A 16,984-nucleotide genomic window follows, 5' to 3' on the forward strand; every position below is an offset into this window, starting at 1 on the left:
CTCAATGGACGAGGACTTTCGCCTTCTGCACCGGAACCTCATCGCTATCCGAGCGATGCGCAAGCCGGTAGAGCAGGGGAAGGACGAGCAGCGTCAGTGCCGTCGATGACAGGATGCCCCCGATGACAACGGTTGCCAGCGGCCGCTGTACCTCGGCGCCGGTACCGGTCGCGATGGCCATCGGTACAAAGCCCAGCGAAGCCACCAGGGCGGTCATGAGGACTGGCCGCAGCCGTGTCAGCGCGCCGTGCGTGATCGCCCGGTCCAGTCCCATGCCTTCCTCGCGCAAGGTGCGGATATAGGAAATCATCACCAGCCCGTTCAGGACCGCCACGCCGGACAGCGCGATGAAACCGACCGCTGCGGATATCGACATCGGGATGCCGCGCAGGGCCAGGGCGATGACGCCGCCAGTCAGGGCGAACGGGATACCCGTAAACACGAGCAAGCCATCCTTGACGTTGTTGAACATCATGAACAGCAGCGTGAACACGATGAACAGCGCAAGCGGCACGACCACCTGCAGGCGCGCCGTCGCCGACTCCAACTGCTGGAAGGTGCCACCCCAGCTCGTCCAGTAGCCCGCCGGTACCTGGACCTCTTTGGCGATCGCAGCCGCGGCTTCGGGCACGAAGGTGCCGATATCACGTCCGCGCACGTTGGCGCTCACGACAATGCGCCGCTTTCCGTTTTCCCGGCTGATCTGGTTCGGCCCAGGCGTGAATTCGAGGGTCGCCACTTCGCCCAACGGAATGTAGGACGCCGGGCTGCCCTCCTTGGCAGGCAGCGAAATGGGAAGCTGCCTGAGGGCGTCCAGATCGGCCCTCAGCGTTTCTGGCAGGCGGACGACGATATCGAAGCGGCGGTCGCCCTCGAACATGGTGCCGGCCTCGCGCCCCCCGGTTGCGATCGCCAGTGCCTCCTGTACGGCGCCGATGTTCAGGCCGTAGCGCGCCGTCTTCTCGCGGTCGATGTTCACAGTCAGCATCGGCAGGCCGCCCGTTTGCTCGACCTTCACTTCGGCCGCGCCGGGAATGCGCTGGAGTACCTCGGCAATTTCCTGGCCTGTCGAAGCAAGCACATCCATGTCGTCGCCGAAGACCTTGACGGCCACGTCGCTGCGCACGCCGGAGATCAGCTCGTTGAAGCGCAACTGGATCGGTTGGGAAAATTCGTAGGCATTGCCCGCGTACTTTTCCGTTTCCTCTTCGATCGCTTCAATCAGCTCCGCACGGCTCTTCTTCGGTGCAGGCCAGTCCGATTCGGGCTTGAGCATGATGTAGCCATCCGAGATATTCGGCGGCATCGGGTCCGACGCGATCTCCGCCGTGCCGGTGCGCGCGAACACCCGGTCGATCTCGGGGAACTTCGCCTTCAGGCCGGCTTCCACCTTCTGCTGCATTTCCACGGACTGGCTCAGGCTGGTCCCGGGAATGCGCAGCGCCTGCAAGGCCAGGTCGCCTTCGTTCAGGCTCGGAATGAATTCACTGCCAAGGCGCGTGACCAGCAGTCCCGACAGGAGAACAAGGACGATTGCGCTCGTGATGACCAGTGCGGCGTTGCGCATCACCTTCTCGAGCATCGGTGCGTAGGCGCGCTTGGCCATGGTCATGATCCTGTTTTCCTTTTCCGTGACACGCTTGCCGATGAACAGGGCGACTGCGGCCGGGATAAAGGTGATCGACAGTACCATCGCCCCGACCAGTGCCGCAACAACGGCGAACGCCATGGGATGGAACATTTTTCCTTCCACACCGGACAGCGCGAAGATCGGCAGGTAGACGACCATGATGATGAGCTGGCCGAAGATCAGCGGCCGCCTGGCTTCCTTGGCCGCTGCGAACACCTCATGGAAGCGCTCGGCGAGGGTCAGGTCGCGCTTATAGTGCTCCTGAGCATGCGCAAGGCGCCGTACGCAGTTTTCGACGATGACGACGGCGCCGTCGATGATGATGCCGAAGTCGAGAGCACCCAGGCTCATCAGGTTCGCGCTGATCTTGTAGGTCACCATGCCCGTGAACGTGAACAGCATCGCCAGTGGAATGACCATCGCAGTGATGATCGCCGCGCGAATATTGCCGAGGAACAGGAAGAGGATGACGATCACCAGGACGGCGCCCTCGAGCAGGTTCTTCTTGACGGTGTTGATGGCCTTGTCGACCAGCACGGTGCGGTCGTACACCGTCACTGCCTTGACACCTTTCGGCAGCGAGCGATTGACATCGACCATCTTGGCGGCCACCGCCTGGGACACCGCACGGCTGTTTTCGCCGATGAGCATGAACACCGTTCCCAGCACGACCTCGCGGCCGTTCTCGGTCGCCGCGCCGGTGCGCAGCTCGCGGCCGATATCGACGGTTGCGACATCACGTATGCGGATCGGGACGCCGTCGACGTTGCTGAGGATGGTATTGCGGATATCGTCGAGGGTGCGTACCTGGCCCGGCGCCCTGATCAGGAACTGCTCGCCGCGGCGTTCGATATAGCCGGCGCCGACATTATTGTTGTTCTGATCGATCGCACCGACGACGTCGGACAGCGACAACCCATAGGAACTGAGTTTCGCAGGGTCAGGCGCGACCAGGTATTCCTTGGCGTAGCCACCGATCGAGTTGATTTCGGTGACGCCGGCCACCTGGCGCAACTGCGGCTTGATGATCCAGTCCTGGATTTCGCGCAGGTCGGTCGGCGTGTAGGGCGTGCCATCGGGCTTTTTCGCACCCGGTTCGCTCTCCACCGTCCACAGGTAGATTTCGCCGAGGCCCGTGGAGATCGGTCCCATCATCGGCACAACCCCGCCAGGCAGGTTTTCCCTGGCCTCCTGTATCCTCTGGTTGACCAGCTGGCGGGCAAAATAGATGTCCGTCCCGTCCTTGAAGATGACGGTGACCTGCGACAGGCCGTAGCGCGACAGCGAGCGGGTTTCCTCCAGGCCGGGAAGGCCGGCCATCACCGTCTCGATCGGGAAGGTTACGCGTTGTTCGACTTCGAGCGGCGAATAGCCGGCTGCGGACGTGTTGATCTGGACCTGAACGTTGGTAATGTCAGGAACTGCGTCGATCGGCAGTTTTTGGTAGTTGTAGATGCCGACAGCAGCCATCGCGACGACGGCGACCATGACGATCCATCGGTGCTCGATGGCAAAGCGGATTATTCGTTCAAACATGTCTGGTTCCTCGCTCAGTGTTCGTGCTCGGCACTGCCTTTGCCTTGCTCGGCCTTCACAACGAAGCTCCCCGTTGCAACGTATTCTGCACCGGCAGTCAAGCCCTGGACGATCTCCACGACCTTGCCGTCGCTCGCGCCCAGGGTGACTGGCTGCGCCCGGAAGCCTTCCGCCGCTTTGACGAACACGACCGGCTTGTCTTCGATCGTCTGCACGCCATCGGCCTGCACTGTGACGGCGGCCTCCTTCTTGCCGCGTACCACCGAGACGTTCACGAACAATCCGGGGCGCCAGGCGAGTCCAGGGTTATCGACCACGACGCGGGCGGTCGCAGTCCGGGTCTGTTCGCCCAGCAGGTTGCCCACGTAGCTCACCTTACCGTTGACTGCTTCGCCGCCGGCCGGAGACCGGATGGTCACGCTCTGGCCGACACGGATCGTCTGCAGGTCCTTCGGGCTGACGGCAATCTGTACCCACACTTTCGACAGGTCGGACAGGACGAAGGCATTGGCGTCTTCCTTGACGGCCTCGCCCTGGACAAGGTGCTTTTCTACCACCACGGCGTTGAACGGCGCGCGTAATACATAGCGATTCAGGGCGCCCGAGCTTGACCCCGCGCCCAGCGCGGTCAGCTTCGACCGCGCCGACTGTGCTTCGATCTGGGCCTCGCGGTATTGCTGCTCGGCCTGCAGGAAATCCTGTTGGGCCGAGATCTTGTCTTCCCACAGCTTCTTCTCGCGTTCGTAGGTCACACGCGCAAGACCAACACGCTTGTCCGCCGCGAGGGCAGCGCTCCGCAGTTCAGCGAGCTCCGGGCTGGCAATCTCCGCCAGTGCCTGGCCCTTCCTGACGTCCTGGCCGAGCGCGGCGGAAACCGATTCGACGACACCCGCAACACGGGGAACCACGTGCGCTGTGCGGTCCTCGTTGAAGTGCACCTCGCCAGGGAGGGTCACGGCCGTGTCGACGCTGGCCGCGCTTGCCTTGGCGGTAACGATGCCGGCGCTCTGGATTTGCTGGGACGTCATCTTGACCAGGCCGGGCGCGGCGTCGACATGGCTTTCTTCCTTGCCTTCGGCATGCGCGTCTTCCTTGCCTTCGGAATGTCCCCCTTTGGCAGCAGATTTTGCCGTCGTTTCCTCAGCGTGTTCGGTTTCGCCCTCACCGGAAGGCGCGTCTTTCTTCCAGAACAGAATGGCAATCGCAAGAACAATGCCTACGGCAACAACGGCCAGGATGGAGAAGGCGGACTTTTTGTCGATGTTGAGCGTCATGGGGAGATCCTGTTGTCTGAGGGGGCGCCGTCGGTGTCGACATAGCGGCCAAGGTCTGCGACGGCACGGTAGCGGTCGTACAGCGCCTGGATGTACTGGGTGCGGGTCTGCAGGAGCGTGCGCTGGGCGTCGAGGACGTCGAGGAAACTGAACTTGCCTGCTTCAAATCCTGTGACGGCTGCATCGAACACGCGCTGTGCCCTTGGCAAAATGTCCTGGCGCATGGTGCGTACCTGTTCGCCGGAGAGCTGTGCCCGCTGGTAGGCAGCGGTCAGCGACTGGTGCAGGCGCAGCTGCTCCGCTGCGAGTTCAGTACGTGCCTTTTCAGCCCGGGAGAGCGACGCCTGGAGGCTGCCCTGGTTCCGGTTAAACAAGGGAATTGGCACCGAAACGCCGAGCACGGTTTGCGAGCGGCCGATTTCGTCATCTTTCTGCCTGCCGGCAATGAGCGTTAAATCGGGCATGCGCTGGGAACGGTCGAGGCCGACCTGCGCTTCCTCGCGCGCTACCTGCAGGCGGGAGCGCCGCAGCTGGGGCGAGGCGTCCAGCCGCCGTTGCAGCGCGTCCAGCGCCGGGGCAGGCGCCAGATCCAGCTCGGGGATCGCGAGGGGCTGCGAAACCGCAGTGGTCTCCCCCCAGTAGGCGGCCAGCGTGTGCAAGGCGATCGACAGTTCGCTCTGGGCCTGGGAAAGCTCGAGCCGGGCCGATGCCTGGGCAACGCCAGCGCGGTCCTGCTCGACAGGCGACACTCGCCCGGCTGCTACACGCCTTTCCGCCGCATAGGCAGCCTTGCCGGCCACGTCGAGCGACGCCTGAGCCACTTGCAGTCGCTCCTGCGCAGCAAGTGCGTCGAAATAGGCGGCGGTGACATCGGCGCGCAAGTCTGTGCGAGCAACGCCAAGATTTCCCAAGGCGAGGCTACGCTCGCTCTCTGCGAGCCTGATGCGGGCGGAGCGCTTGCCTCCGAGTTCGAGCACCTGGCTAAGCTGGACTGTTTGGGTGCGGGTGCCGCGCTGGGTTCCCTCGCGGACAAACGAGACCTCTGGATTGCGAAACACGCCGGCCTGGCGGCGCGTGCCCTCGGCAATCGCCACAGCGAGCGCGGCTGCGCGCAGTGTTGGATTGGCCGCCAAGGCCTTGGCAACGGCCTGATCGAGCGTCAGGGGCGGGCTCGTGGCCGGGGATGCCTGCTGGGTTGCCCCAGGTAAAACTGGCTGCGCTGTCATCTGCGCAGCACTCGGCAGCGCCTGTGCAAATAGCACAGCCGCCCCAAGGACGAAAAATTTGGGATGCATGAATAACTCCGGTTATTGAAAACGAAGGCTATTCAGCAGCGATACGTATCGGATGGCCTTCCGGCCTACCGCACAACGATGAGTGGATGTATACGATCTGCCGCCGAATCAGACGGCGGCGATCCATTGAGGCCGCTCGGGCCGATCGGAGTACAAGGAAGAATAGTGCAGCGAAGTAGCCGGCCGTACGAGGCAAGCAGGCTCGAGGATCGCTATGGCGACAGGAAGAGCATCGAAGGACAACGAGACGTGGGCGCAGGACGAGCAGTGTGAATGCACGCTTGCTTTCTTCGCCGAGCCTGAGGGCTGGTCCTTCCCGTCGAATGCGACTTTGTGACCATCGGCTTCGGACGAGTGGTGTCCGAAATGCTGAGCGGCGCGGCCCGACTCATGCTCGCAATACGCAGCGACCACGCTCCAGCTGAGCTGAAGAGCGAGAATCGTTAGGACGAGGTAGATGAAGCGTCGGGCGGCCATGGAGAAAAGTATAGCATGGGGCATCGTTTTGCTTTGGCACCTTACGCGGAGGGCTAGTGAGCGAGCGCAGCAAAACGGTGCCCAGCTATAATGCTGCAGTGTTGCTTCTGGATGAGAACTGCGTTGATACTGAAAACTACACTGCTTTTTGTCGCCACCGCCATCGCCGAAATCGTCGGCTGCTTCCTGCCTTACTTATGGCTGCGCAAGGGGGGCTCGATCTGGCTCCTGGTGCCGGCTGCGGCCAGTCTCGCGATTTTTGTCTGGTTACTTACTCTGCATCCAGCAGCTAGCGGCCGGGTGTACGCAGCCTACGGCGGCGTCTACGTCGCGACCGCCCTGGTCTGGCTCAGATTCGTCGATGGGGTGAAGTTATCGACGCTGGACTGGGCGGGCGCGGCAATTGCCTTGTTCGGCATGGCGATCATTGTCTCTGGGTGGAGCAAGGGAAGCTGAAACAGCTGTATCGAAGGAAACCAGGACGGGGAGGCGCCTGATTTCCTTCACGATTCAGATTTTTTGTATTTGCCGGTTGATCGCTTTCTGGGCGCGCTCGTTACGTTCGCTATACCTGTCTGTCAAATAGTCCGTGCGACCCCGGGTCAAGAGGGTAAATTTGAATAACTCCTCCATGACGTCGACCACGCGGTCGTAGTACGCCGAGGGTCTCATGCGCCCCTCGTCGTCGAACTCCTTGTAGGCCATTGGCACCGAGGACTGGTTCGGGATCGTGAACATGCGCATCCAGCGGCCGAGCAGGCGCAGGGTATTGACCACGTTGAAGGATTGCGAGCCGCCGCAGACCTGCATGACTGCCAGCGTCCGTCCCTGGCTCGGGCGGATCGCCCCCATCTCGAGCGGGATCCAGTCGATCTGGTTCTTCATCACTGCAGTGATGGCACCATGGCGCTCCGGGCTGCACCAGACCTGACCCTCGGACCACAGGCACAGCTCGCGCAATTCGACGACCTTCGGGTGCGTCTCGGGCACGCTGCCGACCATCGGCAACTCCATCGGATCGAAGATCTTCACCTCGGCACCGAACTGCTCGAGGATACGCGCGGCCTCGTATGTAAGAAAGCGGCTGAAGGAGCGTTCGCGCAGGGAGCCGTAGAGCATCAGGATGCGCGGCGGGTGGTTCATATCGCCAACCGGTGCGAGCTTCTCGATAGTTGGCATGTCGAGCAGCTCCGGCTGGATGTTGGGGAGGTTTGGACTCTTGCTCATTTGATTCGCTTTCCCTCTGCATCGATGACAACCTCGCCGTCTTCTTTTGTGAAGGCACCTTGTTGCGGCAGCGGCAGAATATCCAGTACGACCTCGGAAGGACGGCACAGGCGGACGCCAGCTGGGGTTACCACGAACGGGCGGTTGATCAGTATCGGGTGCGCCAGCATCGCATCGATCAGCTGGTCGTCGGTGGTGGCGGGGTTGTCGAGGCCAAGCTCGACGAAAGGCGTGCCTTTCTCGCGCACAGCCTCGCGCACGGACACGCCTGCCCGTTGGACCAGGTCGACGAGCGTTGCACGGTCGGGTGGGTCCTTCAGGTACTCGATGACGGTCGGCTCGATCCCGGCATTGCGAATCAGCGCAAGGGTATTGCGCGACGTGCCGCAATTCGGGTTGTGGTAGATGGTGACGTCCATGGTTTTGTAAGCTTTCTTAGCTCAGGCGCAGGGCAAGCGCGCACAGGGTAACGAAGAGGATCGGCAGCGTCAGCACGATACCGACCCGGAAATAGTAGCCCCACGCGATATGGATGTTCTTCGCGTCCAGCACGTGCAGCCAAAGCAGGGTGGCGAGGCTGCCGATCGGCGTGATCTTCGGTCCGAGGTCGGCGCCGATGACGTTCGCGTAAACCATCGCTTCGCGCACCACACCGGTGGTGGCGGTGGCGTCGATCGCGAGGGCGCCCACCAGCACGGTCGGCATGTTGTTCATGATCGAGGACAGGATCGCCGTGATGAACCCGGTGCCGAGCGCCGCGCCCCATACACCATACTGTGCGCACTGATTCAACAGGTCGGTAAGGTAGTTCGTCAGCCCTGCATTGCGCAGTCCATACACGACCAGGTACATGCCAAGCGAGAATACGACAACCTGCCACGGTGCGCCGCGCAACACCTCGCGCGTCGAGATGCGGTGGCCGCGTGCGGCCACCGCCAGCAGCAAGGCTGCGCCGACTGCCGCCACGGCGCTGATCGGGACGCCGATGTCGTCAAGCCAGAAAAAACCGACCAGCAGCATCGCCAGCACCCACCAGCCGGTCACGAAAGTAGCGCGGTCATGGATGGCCTCTTCGGGGCGCTTCAATTGCGCCAGGTCGTAGTTCGCTGGAATGTCCTTGCGGAAGAACCAGGTGAGCGCGGCGAGCGTTGCTGCTACCGACACCAGGTTGACCGGCACCATCACCGCCGCGTAGCGGGCGAAGCTGATGTCGAAGTAGTCGGCCGAGACGATGTTGACCAGGTTCGATACGACCAGCGGCAGGCTGGCGGTATCGGCAATAAAACCGGCCGCCATCACGAAGGCCAGCGTGGCTTTAGGCGAAAAGCGCAGCGCGGCAAGCATCGCGATCACGATCGGCGTCAGGATCAGGGCTGCGCCGTCATTCGCGAACAGCGCTGCCACCGCGGCGCCGAGCAGGACCAGCAGGACGAACAGGCGCCGCCCGTTGCCTTTGCCCCAGCGCGCCACGTGCAGGGCCGCCCATTCGAAGAAGCCCGCCTTGTCGAGCAGCAGGCTGATGATGATCACGGCAACGAAAGCAGCGGTCGCATTCCAGACGATGTCCCAGACCACCGGGATGTCGGCGACGTGGATGACGCCAGCGAGCAGGGCAACAACGGCGCCTGCGCCAGCGCTCCAGCCGATGCCCAGCCCCCGGGGCTGCCAGATGACGAAAATAAGTGTAGCGAGGAAGATCAGGAATGCGATGAGCACAAAGGGTCCTAGTCAGCAGGTCAATAAATTTGAGGCGTCGATAACAGCGTCCCGCGTGGTGCGGGACGTCGAGCTCAGGGCAGCAGGGTGCCGATGCGGTCGAGCTCGGCCTTGAACCGGGCCTTATCAGCTTTCAGCTCTGCCAAAGGCAGCGCCAAAAAGGCTTGCGTGCGGGCCAGGATGATTTCATAGGTTCGCTCGAATGCTGCTTCGATCTCCTCGTCGGTTCCGATGACGTGGCTCGGGTCTTCCAGGCCCCAGTGCGTGCGCAGCACCGGACCGAGGTAGGCAGGACAGGTCTCGCCGGCGGCACTGCTGCAGACGGTGACGACGATGTCGGGCGTGACGGGAAGCTCGTCCCACGACTTGCTGTAGTAGCCTTCAGTCGAAATCCCTTTACGGTCCAGGAGGGCGACAGCGCGCGGATGCAGCCACCCGGTGGGTTGGCTACCGGCGCTGATCGCCTTCAAGCCTTCCGGGGCCAGGTGGTTGAAAGTGCCCTCGCTGAGGACGGAGCGGCAGGAGTTGCCAGTGCAGAGAAACAGTACGTTCATGTGGTTTGTGGTCGGGTCAAAGTGTCAAATAGGGGCGATACGTGGCCGGCATCATTCCGCCTTGCATACATTGCCTGCGGCCGCGTCGCAGGGCACGCCCCCGCAGCAGTTCTCGGTCAGGAAGCCAATCAGCCCGTTCATTGTTTCGACGTTCGCCGAATAAATCACGAAGCGTCCGTCCTGCCGGGAAGAGAGGAGCCCGGCATGCGACAGCTCTTTCAGGTGGAACGACAGCGACGAGGACGGAATGTCCAGGTGCTCGGCGATTTTGCTCGCTGCGAGACCTGCCGGCCCAGCCTGTACAAGCAGCCGAAATACCGCTAGACGGCTTTCCTGTGCCAGGGCCGCGAGTGCTGCGAGTACTGCTTTGGTATCCATGGCTTTCCAATCATGTGCAAGATATCAGGATCATACACGCTTGATACGATGGTTCCAAGAATATCGAAATATGTTGACAGCTTATGGCAAGGGTTTTATTCTTTGTTCGTTGATCGACGAATTACGAAGGATGGACATGACGACCTGCTGTGCTCCGAAGGACGGGACCGCCGCGCCCACGATTGACGCTGATGAGCTGGCGATGCTGTGCAAGGCGCTTGCGCATCCGGCACGGGTCCAGCTGCTGAACTACCTTTCGGCTTACGGCGCCTGCTACTTCGGCAGCCTGGCTGATGTCCTGCCGCTGGCCGCGTCGACGATTTCGCAGCATGTCAGCGTGCTCAAGCAGGCAGGACTCATCATTGGTTCGGCCGACGAACAGCGCGTCTGCTATTGCGTGAATACGGACCGGTTGGCCCAGCTGAAACAGATGATCGGCAGTCTCTAAAGATTTTTTGCCTCATTGTTCGTAGTTCGACGAACTACTAATGGAATCCTTAACCACAGCAGCAAACTTGATGAACTGGGAGACACCATGGACAACATCCTCAACAACAGCCTTCCTGTAGCGGTGCTTGGCGCAGGACCTGTCGGCCTGGCCGCGGCTGCCCACCTGGTCGCGCGCGGCTTCACCCCGCTGATCCTGGAGGCGGGTGCGCAGGTGGCGAGCAACCTGGCGAGCTATCGCCAGGTTCGCCTGTTTTCGCCATGGCAGTACAACGTCGACAAGGCAGCCCACCAATTGCTCGTGGCAGCCGGCTGGCAGGTACCGGATCCGGAAGCTTTGCCGACGGCTGGAGAAATCCTCGACGGGTACCTGCTGCCTCTTGCAGCCCTTCCTGCGATCGCCGCGAACCTCCGGCTTTCCCATCGTGTGGCCGCAATCACCCGGGCCGGGTTCGACAAGGTAAAGACGCGCGGTCGCGAGAGCGCCCCGTTTGTTATCCGCGCGGCGACGCCTGAAGGCGAGCGCGAGTACTTGGCCAGTGCCGTGATCGATGCTACCGGTACATGGTCGCAACCTAATCCGCTCGGTGCCAACGGGCTGCCGGCGCAAGGCGAAGTCGCACTGCGCGACCGGATCGCTTACGGCATGCCGGACGTGCTTGGAGCCGAGCGGCAACGCTACGCCGGCCGGCGTGTACTGGTTGTCGGGGCCGGTCACTCGGCTGCGGGATCCCTGCTGGCATTGGCGACGCTCGCCGAGGAGGTGCCGGGCACACACCTGGTCTGGGCAATTCGCGGACGTCAAAGCGCGAAGCTGTTCGGTGGCGGCGATGCCAACGGCCTGCCGGCACGCGGACAGCTGGGCATGCGGCTGAAGGCGCTGCAGCAATCCGGCCGGCTGGAGTTACACCAGGATTTCCGGATTCAGTCGCTACTGGAGACTGCCGGCGGTATTACGGTGCGCGGCGAAGCCGGGGCTATCGACATCGGTGGCATCGACGAGATCGTCGCCGCTACCGGCGCCCGCCCGAATCTCGACATCACACGCGAACTACGAGTGCGCCACGACCCTTGGCTCGAGAGCACCGACCTGCTGGCACCGTTGATCGACCCGAACGAGCATAGCTGCGGCACGGTGCGACCGCACGGCCACCGCGAGCTGGCTCATCCTGAGCAGGGTTACTATGCGGTTGGGGCCAAGAGCTACGGCCGCGCGCCCAACTTCTTGATGGCAACCGGTTATGAGCAGGTGCGTTCAGTCGTAGCAGCTTTGGCGGGCGATTTGCTTGCTGCCGACGACGTGCAGCTGGAACTGCCGGAAACCGGCGTCTGCAGCACGAGCCAGGTATATGACAGCGAGCCGGCGGCATCGATTTGCTGCGGCGGGCCCGCGCGAGAGCCGTCGGCTGGCTGCTGCCTTGCGGACGCCCAGGCCAAGGCCGCAGAAAAACCTGGATGCGGCTGCGCCGCCCAGCCGGCATCGAGTTCAGCGGTCAGGACGGAGTGCTGCGCGTAAGCCGTTTCGATTCCGGCGGCGCCCGGTGCCGCCTTCTCATCAATGAGGACGTATGAATTCTCAGTGGCGCACCATTGGCATCCTTGCCTGTACACAGATCATCTCGTGGGGATCGCTGTACTACGCTTTCAGCATTCTTGCGCCGAGTATCCAGCGTGAGCTTGGGTGGAGCCCAACGCTCGTCTTCGGCGCCTATTCGTGGAGCCTGCTGATCGCCGGCCTGGTAGCGACGCCGATCGGCATCCTGCTCGATCGCCATGGTGGCCAGCTGGTGATGGGCACAGGGTCAGTCGTTTGCGGCATCGGTTTTTTCCTCTTGAGCGAGGCCCGCAGCCCGGTCGTCTACGTGACGTCCTGGACCATCCTCGGCCTTGCGATGGGCCTGACGCTGTACGAAGCGGCATTTGCAACGATTAACCGCAGATTTGCCGCGACTGGACGTCAGGCGATCTCGACCTTGACCTTGTTTGCCGGCTTCGCCAGTACGATCTTTTGGCCACTGACACAGGAGCTGAATACCTTAGTGGGATGGAGAAACAGCTACCTTTGGTTCGGGGCCACCCAATTGCTGGTCTGCCTTCCACTGCACCTGATGTTGGGCCGGGAGCAATCCAAGTCAGCAGCCATGACGCAGACGAGCAGGCGCAGTCACACGCTGGCCGAGGCCGTGCGCCATCCAGCATTCTGGAAGCTGGCATTGGCGTTCTCGGCAAACATTTTTGTCTTCTCCGCATTGTCGGTGCACCTGATCCCTCTACTACAGGAGATGGGGCACAGTGCTCGCATCGCGATCCTCATGTCGATGCTGATCGGCCCCCTGCAGGTCGTCGGCCGGATCCTGGAGCGTACGGTTGCACGCAACACCGCACCTCAGCTGGTCGGCAAGTTCTGTTTCAGCGCGTTGCCGGCAGCGCTTGCCGTCATTCTCCTGTTTGGCGTCCAGGCATGGGCGATCGCGTGCTTCTGCATCCTCTACGGCCTCAGCAACGGCGTCATCACGATCGTCCGCGGTACCTTGCCGCAAGCGATGTTCGGCAGCGAAAACTACGGTGCCATATCTGGTGCCATGGCGGGCCCCGCGCTGCTGGCCAAGGCCAGCGGACCGATTATTGCAGCGTGGGTGATTAACCAGGGCGGGACGCCGACACTACTGATCGCAACCCTGTTTGGTGTCGCCGTCGTATCGGTTGCTCTGTACTTTTCGGCGGTTGGTAGAGAGGCGTTACGGGTAACGGCAACTGACGTTCCCCCAGCTTGATCTGAGGCGACTCTCTATCGGCAATACCGACTCATGACGGGCCATTGACACAGCGGCGTTGCAGCACAGCGGTAAGTAGAGAATCACTTGGCCCTTCTCATCTCACGTTTCGAAGCAAAATGTCTGTCGCTGGTGTGGGTGACGTTCGAGTCGGCAGCCTGCACACGCTGCGCATTTTTCACGACTGAACCTCGTCGGCGCCCTGTTTGCTTACGATTTTCTGGCAAGCTCCTGCAAATTTAGACCCAACTTCTCTAATAAAGACAACATGGTGGCCACGTCGGCCTCCGCTATGACCAGACGTTGTCCGGGCTTATAGCTCGAATCTCCGGACTTCTCCACGTACTTTTGATCAACGATTCCCTCGCAATGAGCCAGCAGGTGGCGCTTTTGATAGAGCACCTTCAGTGCTGTTAGCTCTTCAGGTGTCAACCACGTTTCGTAACCGAAGCCTACCGCTGCACGCCAGAGTGCACTTCCATCATCAATGCGCTGGAAGGTATTGAAAGCCGGCTTTCCATAAGGCTCGTACAGCCCCTCGCAGTAGCGCTGAAACGCGGTTACCCCGTCTGAAAGACACGTTTCGCGTATTGAGCGGCAGATAAGTTCCGCGTCGTCCTTTCCAATACTTAACGTAAGTGCTTGCCTGACAATGTCTTCAGTGTTGAACTTCGCCCGGATCTTGCGAAGCGAGTCCTGATAGGTCCGGGTTACTGAGTTCACACCGCAGGAGGGGCAAAAATACGCACTCCCGATGACAGCAAAGCGGCATGTGCAGTGATCGCATTCGATTTCAAGCTGCATGGCCTCTGCAGCTTTCGCAGGAATAGTATGGGTTCGGTAAGATCCCCCCTCGAGCTTCAAGGACATGGAGATGAAGCTTGCCTCCGGTCGCCTTTGGTTGAAGCGCTCTACGTCTGCACTTAGCGCCTGATTCAGTTGTCCCGAGAATACTTGGAGAGCCTCAGACTTGGCATGCTCAACTTGCTCGATTGTGTACCATTGATCTGCGCCTGCCTCGTGACCGCACATTGGGCACCAAACGGCTTCATCGGTGACGATATTCTGCCAATCCTCGGCATTGACCTTGAAGACGAACTCGCACGTTTCTGCAGGGCATTGTTTATCGATATAGCCTTTCTCGTCAGTCTCAATTTCAACAGAGACAGACATGCTCGCGAGGTGCTCTAGATCTTTCAGGGTATTTTCAAACATTATTTTCCCTTGCCGCGAAGTGTTGTGATTGTCTAGCGCTTGGTTAATTGCCGGGGCCAGAGCTCTCCATCGTGATGCCCAACTCCGCTTGCAGCAGGTCACGCACGAGTAGCTCGAAATCGATCGGCGATAGGGTGCGAAAGTCGTACATGCCGTCAGGCTTGGAAGGCCGCGACCAAGGCGTCCATATGTGGCTTGTCTTTTTCTGTAATGGCGTCTATCAGATCTTTGACCGCATGCTCCAGGTCGAAGATCAGCTCGTTGTTTCCAGCGAGCCGATCCATTGTGTTGCCGTGGCTGAAGTAGTGGAAGATCTTAAGGATCCGCTTCGCACGCTCGACCCCGAACAGAATCTCGGCCCGCTCGTCGACTTGCTCCGATTCCTTTGGACCAGGAAGCCTGGAGTATGTGTAGAGCTCGATAAAGCGCCTCATGGCGTTTGGCAGCAGCATCAGCACTTCGTGGACAGTCTTATCTGGAGCCTTGTGGAAACGATGAATGACCTCGAACAGGAAGTGATATTCAGACTGATAGCGTGCGAGCGAGGCAGGCATGTCCTCTAGCGCCGAGGAGGTCTCGGCGATTCTTCTGATCAGGTATAGCCGCGCTCCCTGTTTGCTCGCCACGGGCTTGATTTCTCTGAGCAGGTTGAAGAACTCAAAGTTGTGCGTGGAGATGAACAGTTGCTTGCAGGTCGTCTGCCAAGGAGCATTCTTGTCCTGCTGCTCGAAGAACAGTGCCCGGATGGCAGCGGTTACTTGAAAGATGTGATTGGCGTCGAGGCTCGAGATGGGATCGTCGATATAGACGAGGGTCTCCTTGAATTCCGCGGGCTTTATCTCCTGCAGCTTTGTCAGGAAGTATGAGAATGCAACTGCCGTGCGTTCCCCGTCACTCATATTCTTGGCAATGGCCCCCGTCTTCCGGATCAGTTGAAAGCGGTCCTGGCCTGCCGCATCCTTGACGACTTGGATCTGGACGGCCTCACTGCCCAGCATGGACGCCAAGCGTTCGTTGATTTTTTCCCGACCTTGTTGCGCTTGACTGATCTGAGCCTGAAGACTGCTGATCTCCGGCCGCAGCCTTGCTGCATAGGTCTTGAGACGATCGGCCCGCTTGGCGAGCCGCGCTTTCTGTTGCTCCAGGCCTGTGGCAGCTTGGTCGTCCACAAATTGTTGGACGTAGTGGTATCGTGCCTGCCTCAAGGCAGCCGCTCGCTCCTTAGTGAAGTTCGAGGCCAACTCGTTGTTTTGCTTGATGACGAGGTTCACTATGGCAATCGCATCTTTGATCCCTTTTTCCAGGCCAGCAGCCAAAGGTGTAGGCGTCATGGCCTTGCGCGAATCGTCTGCCTTGCGTTGCACTTCGGCAGCGAGTTCCCCTATCGCTTGGTTGAACGCGTCGATGGCCGAGGGCAGCGCTTCGACGGCAGCGGTGTAACTCTCACGAAATTGAGCGTTGAGTTCGGCAGCCTTGGGCCAACTCAGGCTGAAGACCGCCGCCTTCACACGTGCAAGAAGACCATCGATCCGCTCCTTGTGGTCCGCCAGATCTTTCGAAAAGTGCGCGCGAAAGGCTTCGAGGCGATCTTGGGACAAGTCGTTCCCGCAAAATTCGCATGTTCCGGCGCCAGAATGCAGGGTCAGGCCGCCCTGGACCCAGCGTTCAACGGCAGGGTTCTCCTCAAGGTGCTTGATGGTATTGGAGAAACTTGGCGTGGCGGCGAGAACCGTGACGGCTTCCTTGTGGAGATCTTCGATCAACGGAGAAGCGCGCAGTTCCTCAACAGTGCTGGGCTTCTTCGAGTCGGGCGTCAACGCGAGCTCGATAGCATCGGTGAGTTCCTTTTCCGCCAAGAGTTGGGTCTCAAGGATACCGACGGCGACAAGGTCCTGCCCGAGATGTGCGGCCGTGTAGGGATCAACCTTCAGACGTTGGCGAATGAACTTGGCAGTGTCGGTCTTGGCCTGCGCTATCCGCGTCTTCACCTCTTCAAACTTGCCGTCCAGCTTGCGCTGGACCTCGTCGGAGCGCTGGATTCGCTTGCTGATCTGATCAATCTTCCGTTGCGCTTCCTCGGATTCCTTTCCGAGCAGCAGGATGGGGTTGAAGCTCCCGCCATCGAAATGCAAATTAGCGCGGACGAAATCCGAATTGAAAACACGAACCGACAGGTTGCACCGACTGAAGTTCTTCTCAGTGATCGAGTCATCGGCAGTTCCAAGCGTGAACTCACAGCCGGATAAATCAGGATTAGCCGATTTGGCCTCAAGCTGAGCGAACAGGCGGGAGAGGGTGGTTTTCCCAGAGTAGTTCCAGCCGTAGATGAGATTCTTGATCCCGAAGTCTTGTGTCCCTGCCGGCTTGTTGTAGCTCTGATAGACGCCGAGCCCCTTGATCTTCTCAATGCTCTTCAGCATGTCGCTTCCTGATATTTGACGCAAGATTACCGTAAGCGTCT

The 16,984-nt window shown here is 60.6% G+C and carries 14 protein-coding genes; 4 read left to right on the forward strand and 10 right to left on the reverse strand.

The window, feature by feature from the left end; translation table 11 throughout:
- Position 1 precedes the first annotated feature (1 nt).
- Genes FVD38_RS17140 through FVD38_RS17150 form a run of 3 tightly spaced genes read right to left on the reverse strand, consistent with a single transcriptional unit; the run spans position 2 to position 5,735 of the window.
- Complete coding sequence (locus FVD38_RS17140) at positions 2-3,166, reverse strand: CusA/CzcA family heavy metal efflux RND transporter (RefSeq protein ID WP_147935935.1); 3,165 nt, start codon at positions 3,164-3,166, stop codon at positions 2-4.
- Between the two features lie 14 nt (positions 3,167-3,180).
- The gene (locus FVD38_RS17145; RefSeq protein WP_147935936.1) at positions 3,181-4,440 is read right to left on the reverse strand and encodes an efflux RND transporter periplasmic adaptor subunit; all 1,260 of its coding nucleotides are present in this window, start codon (positions 4,438-4,440) and stop codon (positions 3,181-3,183) included.
- Positions 4,437-5,735 (reverse strand): TolC family protein, encoded by a 1,299-nt coding sequence (locus FVD38_RS17150; protein WP_147935937.1) that lies wholly within the window; start codon positions 5,733-5,735, stop codon positions 4,437-4,439. The genes FVD38_RS17145 and FVD38_RS17150 overlap by 4 nt, the downstream gene beginning before the upstream one ends.
- Before the next feature lie 600 nt (positions 5,736-6,335).
- Here FVD38_RS17150 and FVD38_RS17155 point away from each other — a divergent pair.
- Positions 6,336-6,668: a YnfA family protein gene (locus FVD38_RS17155; protein WP_370660645.1), complete on the forward strand. Its 333-nt coding sequence runs from the start codon at positions 6,336-6,338 to the stop codon at positions 6,666-6,668.
- 54 nt (positions 6,669-6,722) lie between these two features.
- Here FVD38_RS17155 and arsH read toward each other — a convergent pair whose 3' ends face one another.
- From arsH to FVD38_RS17180, 5 genes are all read right to left on the reverse strand, one after another.
- Entirely contained in the window at positions 6,723-7,439 is a 717-nt protein-coding gene (gene arsH / locus FVD38_RS17160) for an arsenical resistance protein ArsH (protein ID WP_147935938.1), read from the reverse strand.
- Entirely contained in the window at positions 7,436-7,858 is a 423-nt protein-coding gene (gene arsC / locus FVD38_RS17165; protein ID WP_147935939.1) for an arsenate reductase (glutaredoxin), read from the reverse strand. Before arsC ends, arsH begins: the two co-directional genes overlap by 4 nt.
- A 16-nt stretch (positions 7,859-7,874) precedes the next feature.
- Entirely contained in the window at positions 7,875-9,155 is a 1,281-nt protein-coding gene (locus FVD38_RS17170; protein WP_147935940.1) for an arsenic transporter, read from the reverse strand.
- Positions 9,156-9,229: 74 nt separating this feature from the next.
- Positions 9,230-9,709 carry an arsenate reductase ArsC gene (locus FVD38_RS17175; protein WP_147935941.1) on the reverse strand — a complete coding sequence of 160 codons (480 nt, stop codon included), beginning with the start codon at positions 9,707-9,709 and terminating at the stop codon, positions 9,230-9,232.
- 51 nt (positions 9,710-9,760) lie between these two features.
- Positions 9,761-10,087: an ArsR/SmtB family transcription factor gene (locus FVD38_RS17180; RefSeq protein WP_147935942.1), complete on the reverse strand. Its 327-nt coding sequence runs from the start codon at positions 10,085-10,087 to the stop codon at positions 9,761-9,763.
- 70 nt (positions 10,088-10,157) lie between these two features.
- Here FVD38_RS17180 and FVD38_RS17185 point away from each other — a divergent pair, with 70 nt between their 5' ends.
- The 3 genes from FVD38_RS17185 to FVD38_RS17195 all read left to right on the forward strand — a co-directional run bounded on the left by FVD38_RS17185 (position 10,158) and on the right by FVD38_RS17195 (position 13,308).
- The gene (locus FVD38_RS17185; RefSeq protein WP_229493750.1) at positions 10,158-10,535 is read left to right on the forward strand and encodes an ArsR/SmtB family transcription factor; all 378 of its coding nucleotides are present in this window, start codon (positions 10,158-10,160) and stop codon (positions 10,533-10,535) included.
- Between the two features lie 87 nt (positions 10,536-10,622).
- Complete coding sequence (locus FVD38_RS17190; protein WP_147935943.1) at positions 10,623-12,050, forward strand: FAD-dependent oxidoreductase; 1,428 nt, start codon at positions 10,623-10,625, stop codon at positions 12,048-12,050.
- Positions 12,051-12,102: 52 nt separating this feature from the next.
- On the forward strand, positions 12,103-13,308 hold the full coding sequence (locus FVD38_RS17195) for an MFS transporter (RefSeq protein ID WP_147935944.1): 1,206 nt from the start codon (positions 12,103-12,105) through the stop codon (positions 13,306-13,308).
- 210 nt (positions 13,309-13,518) lie between these two features.
- Here FVD38_RS17195 and FVD38_RS17200 read toward each other — a convergent pair whose 3' ends face one another.
- Together FVD38_RS17200 and FVD38_RS17205 are read right to left on the reverse strand one after the other, a co-directional pair.
- Positions 13,519-14,523: a hypothetical protein gene (locus tag FVD38_RS17200; protein ID WP_147935945.1), complete on the reverse strand. Its 1,005-nt coding sequence runs from the start codon at positions 14,521-14,523 to the stop codon at positions 13,519-13,521.
- Positions 14,524-14,678: 155 nt separating this feature from the next.
- Complete coding sequence (locus FVD38_RS17205) at positions 14,679-16,943, reverse strand: AAA family ATPase (protein WP_147935946.1); 2,265 nt, start codon at positions 16,941-16,943, stop codon at positions 14,679-14,681.
- Positions 16,944-16,984 lie beyond the last annotated feature (41 nt).

The organism is Massilia arenae (genome assembly GCF_008014745.1).
GTDB lineage: Bacteria > Pseudomonadota > Gammaproteobacteria > Burkholderiales > Burkholderiaceae_D > Telluria > Telluria arenae.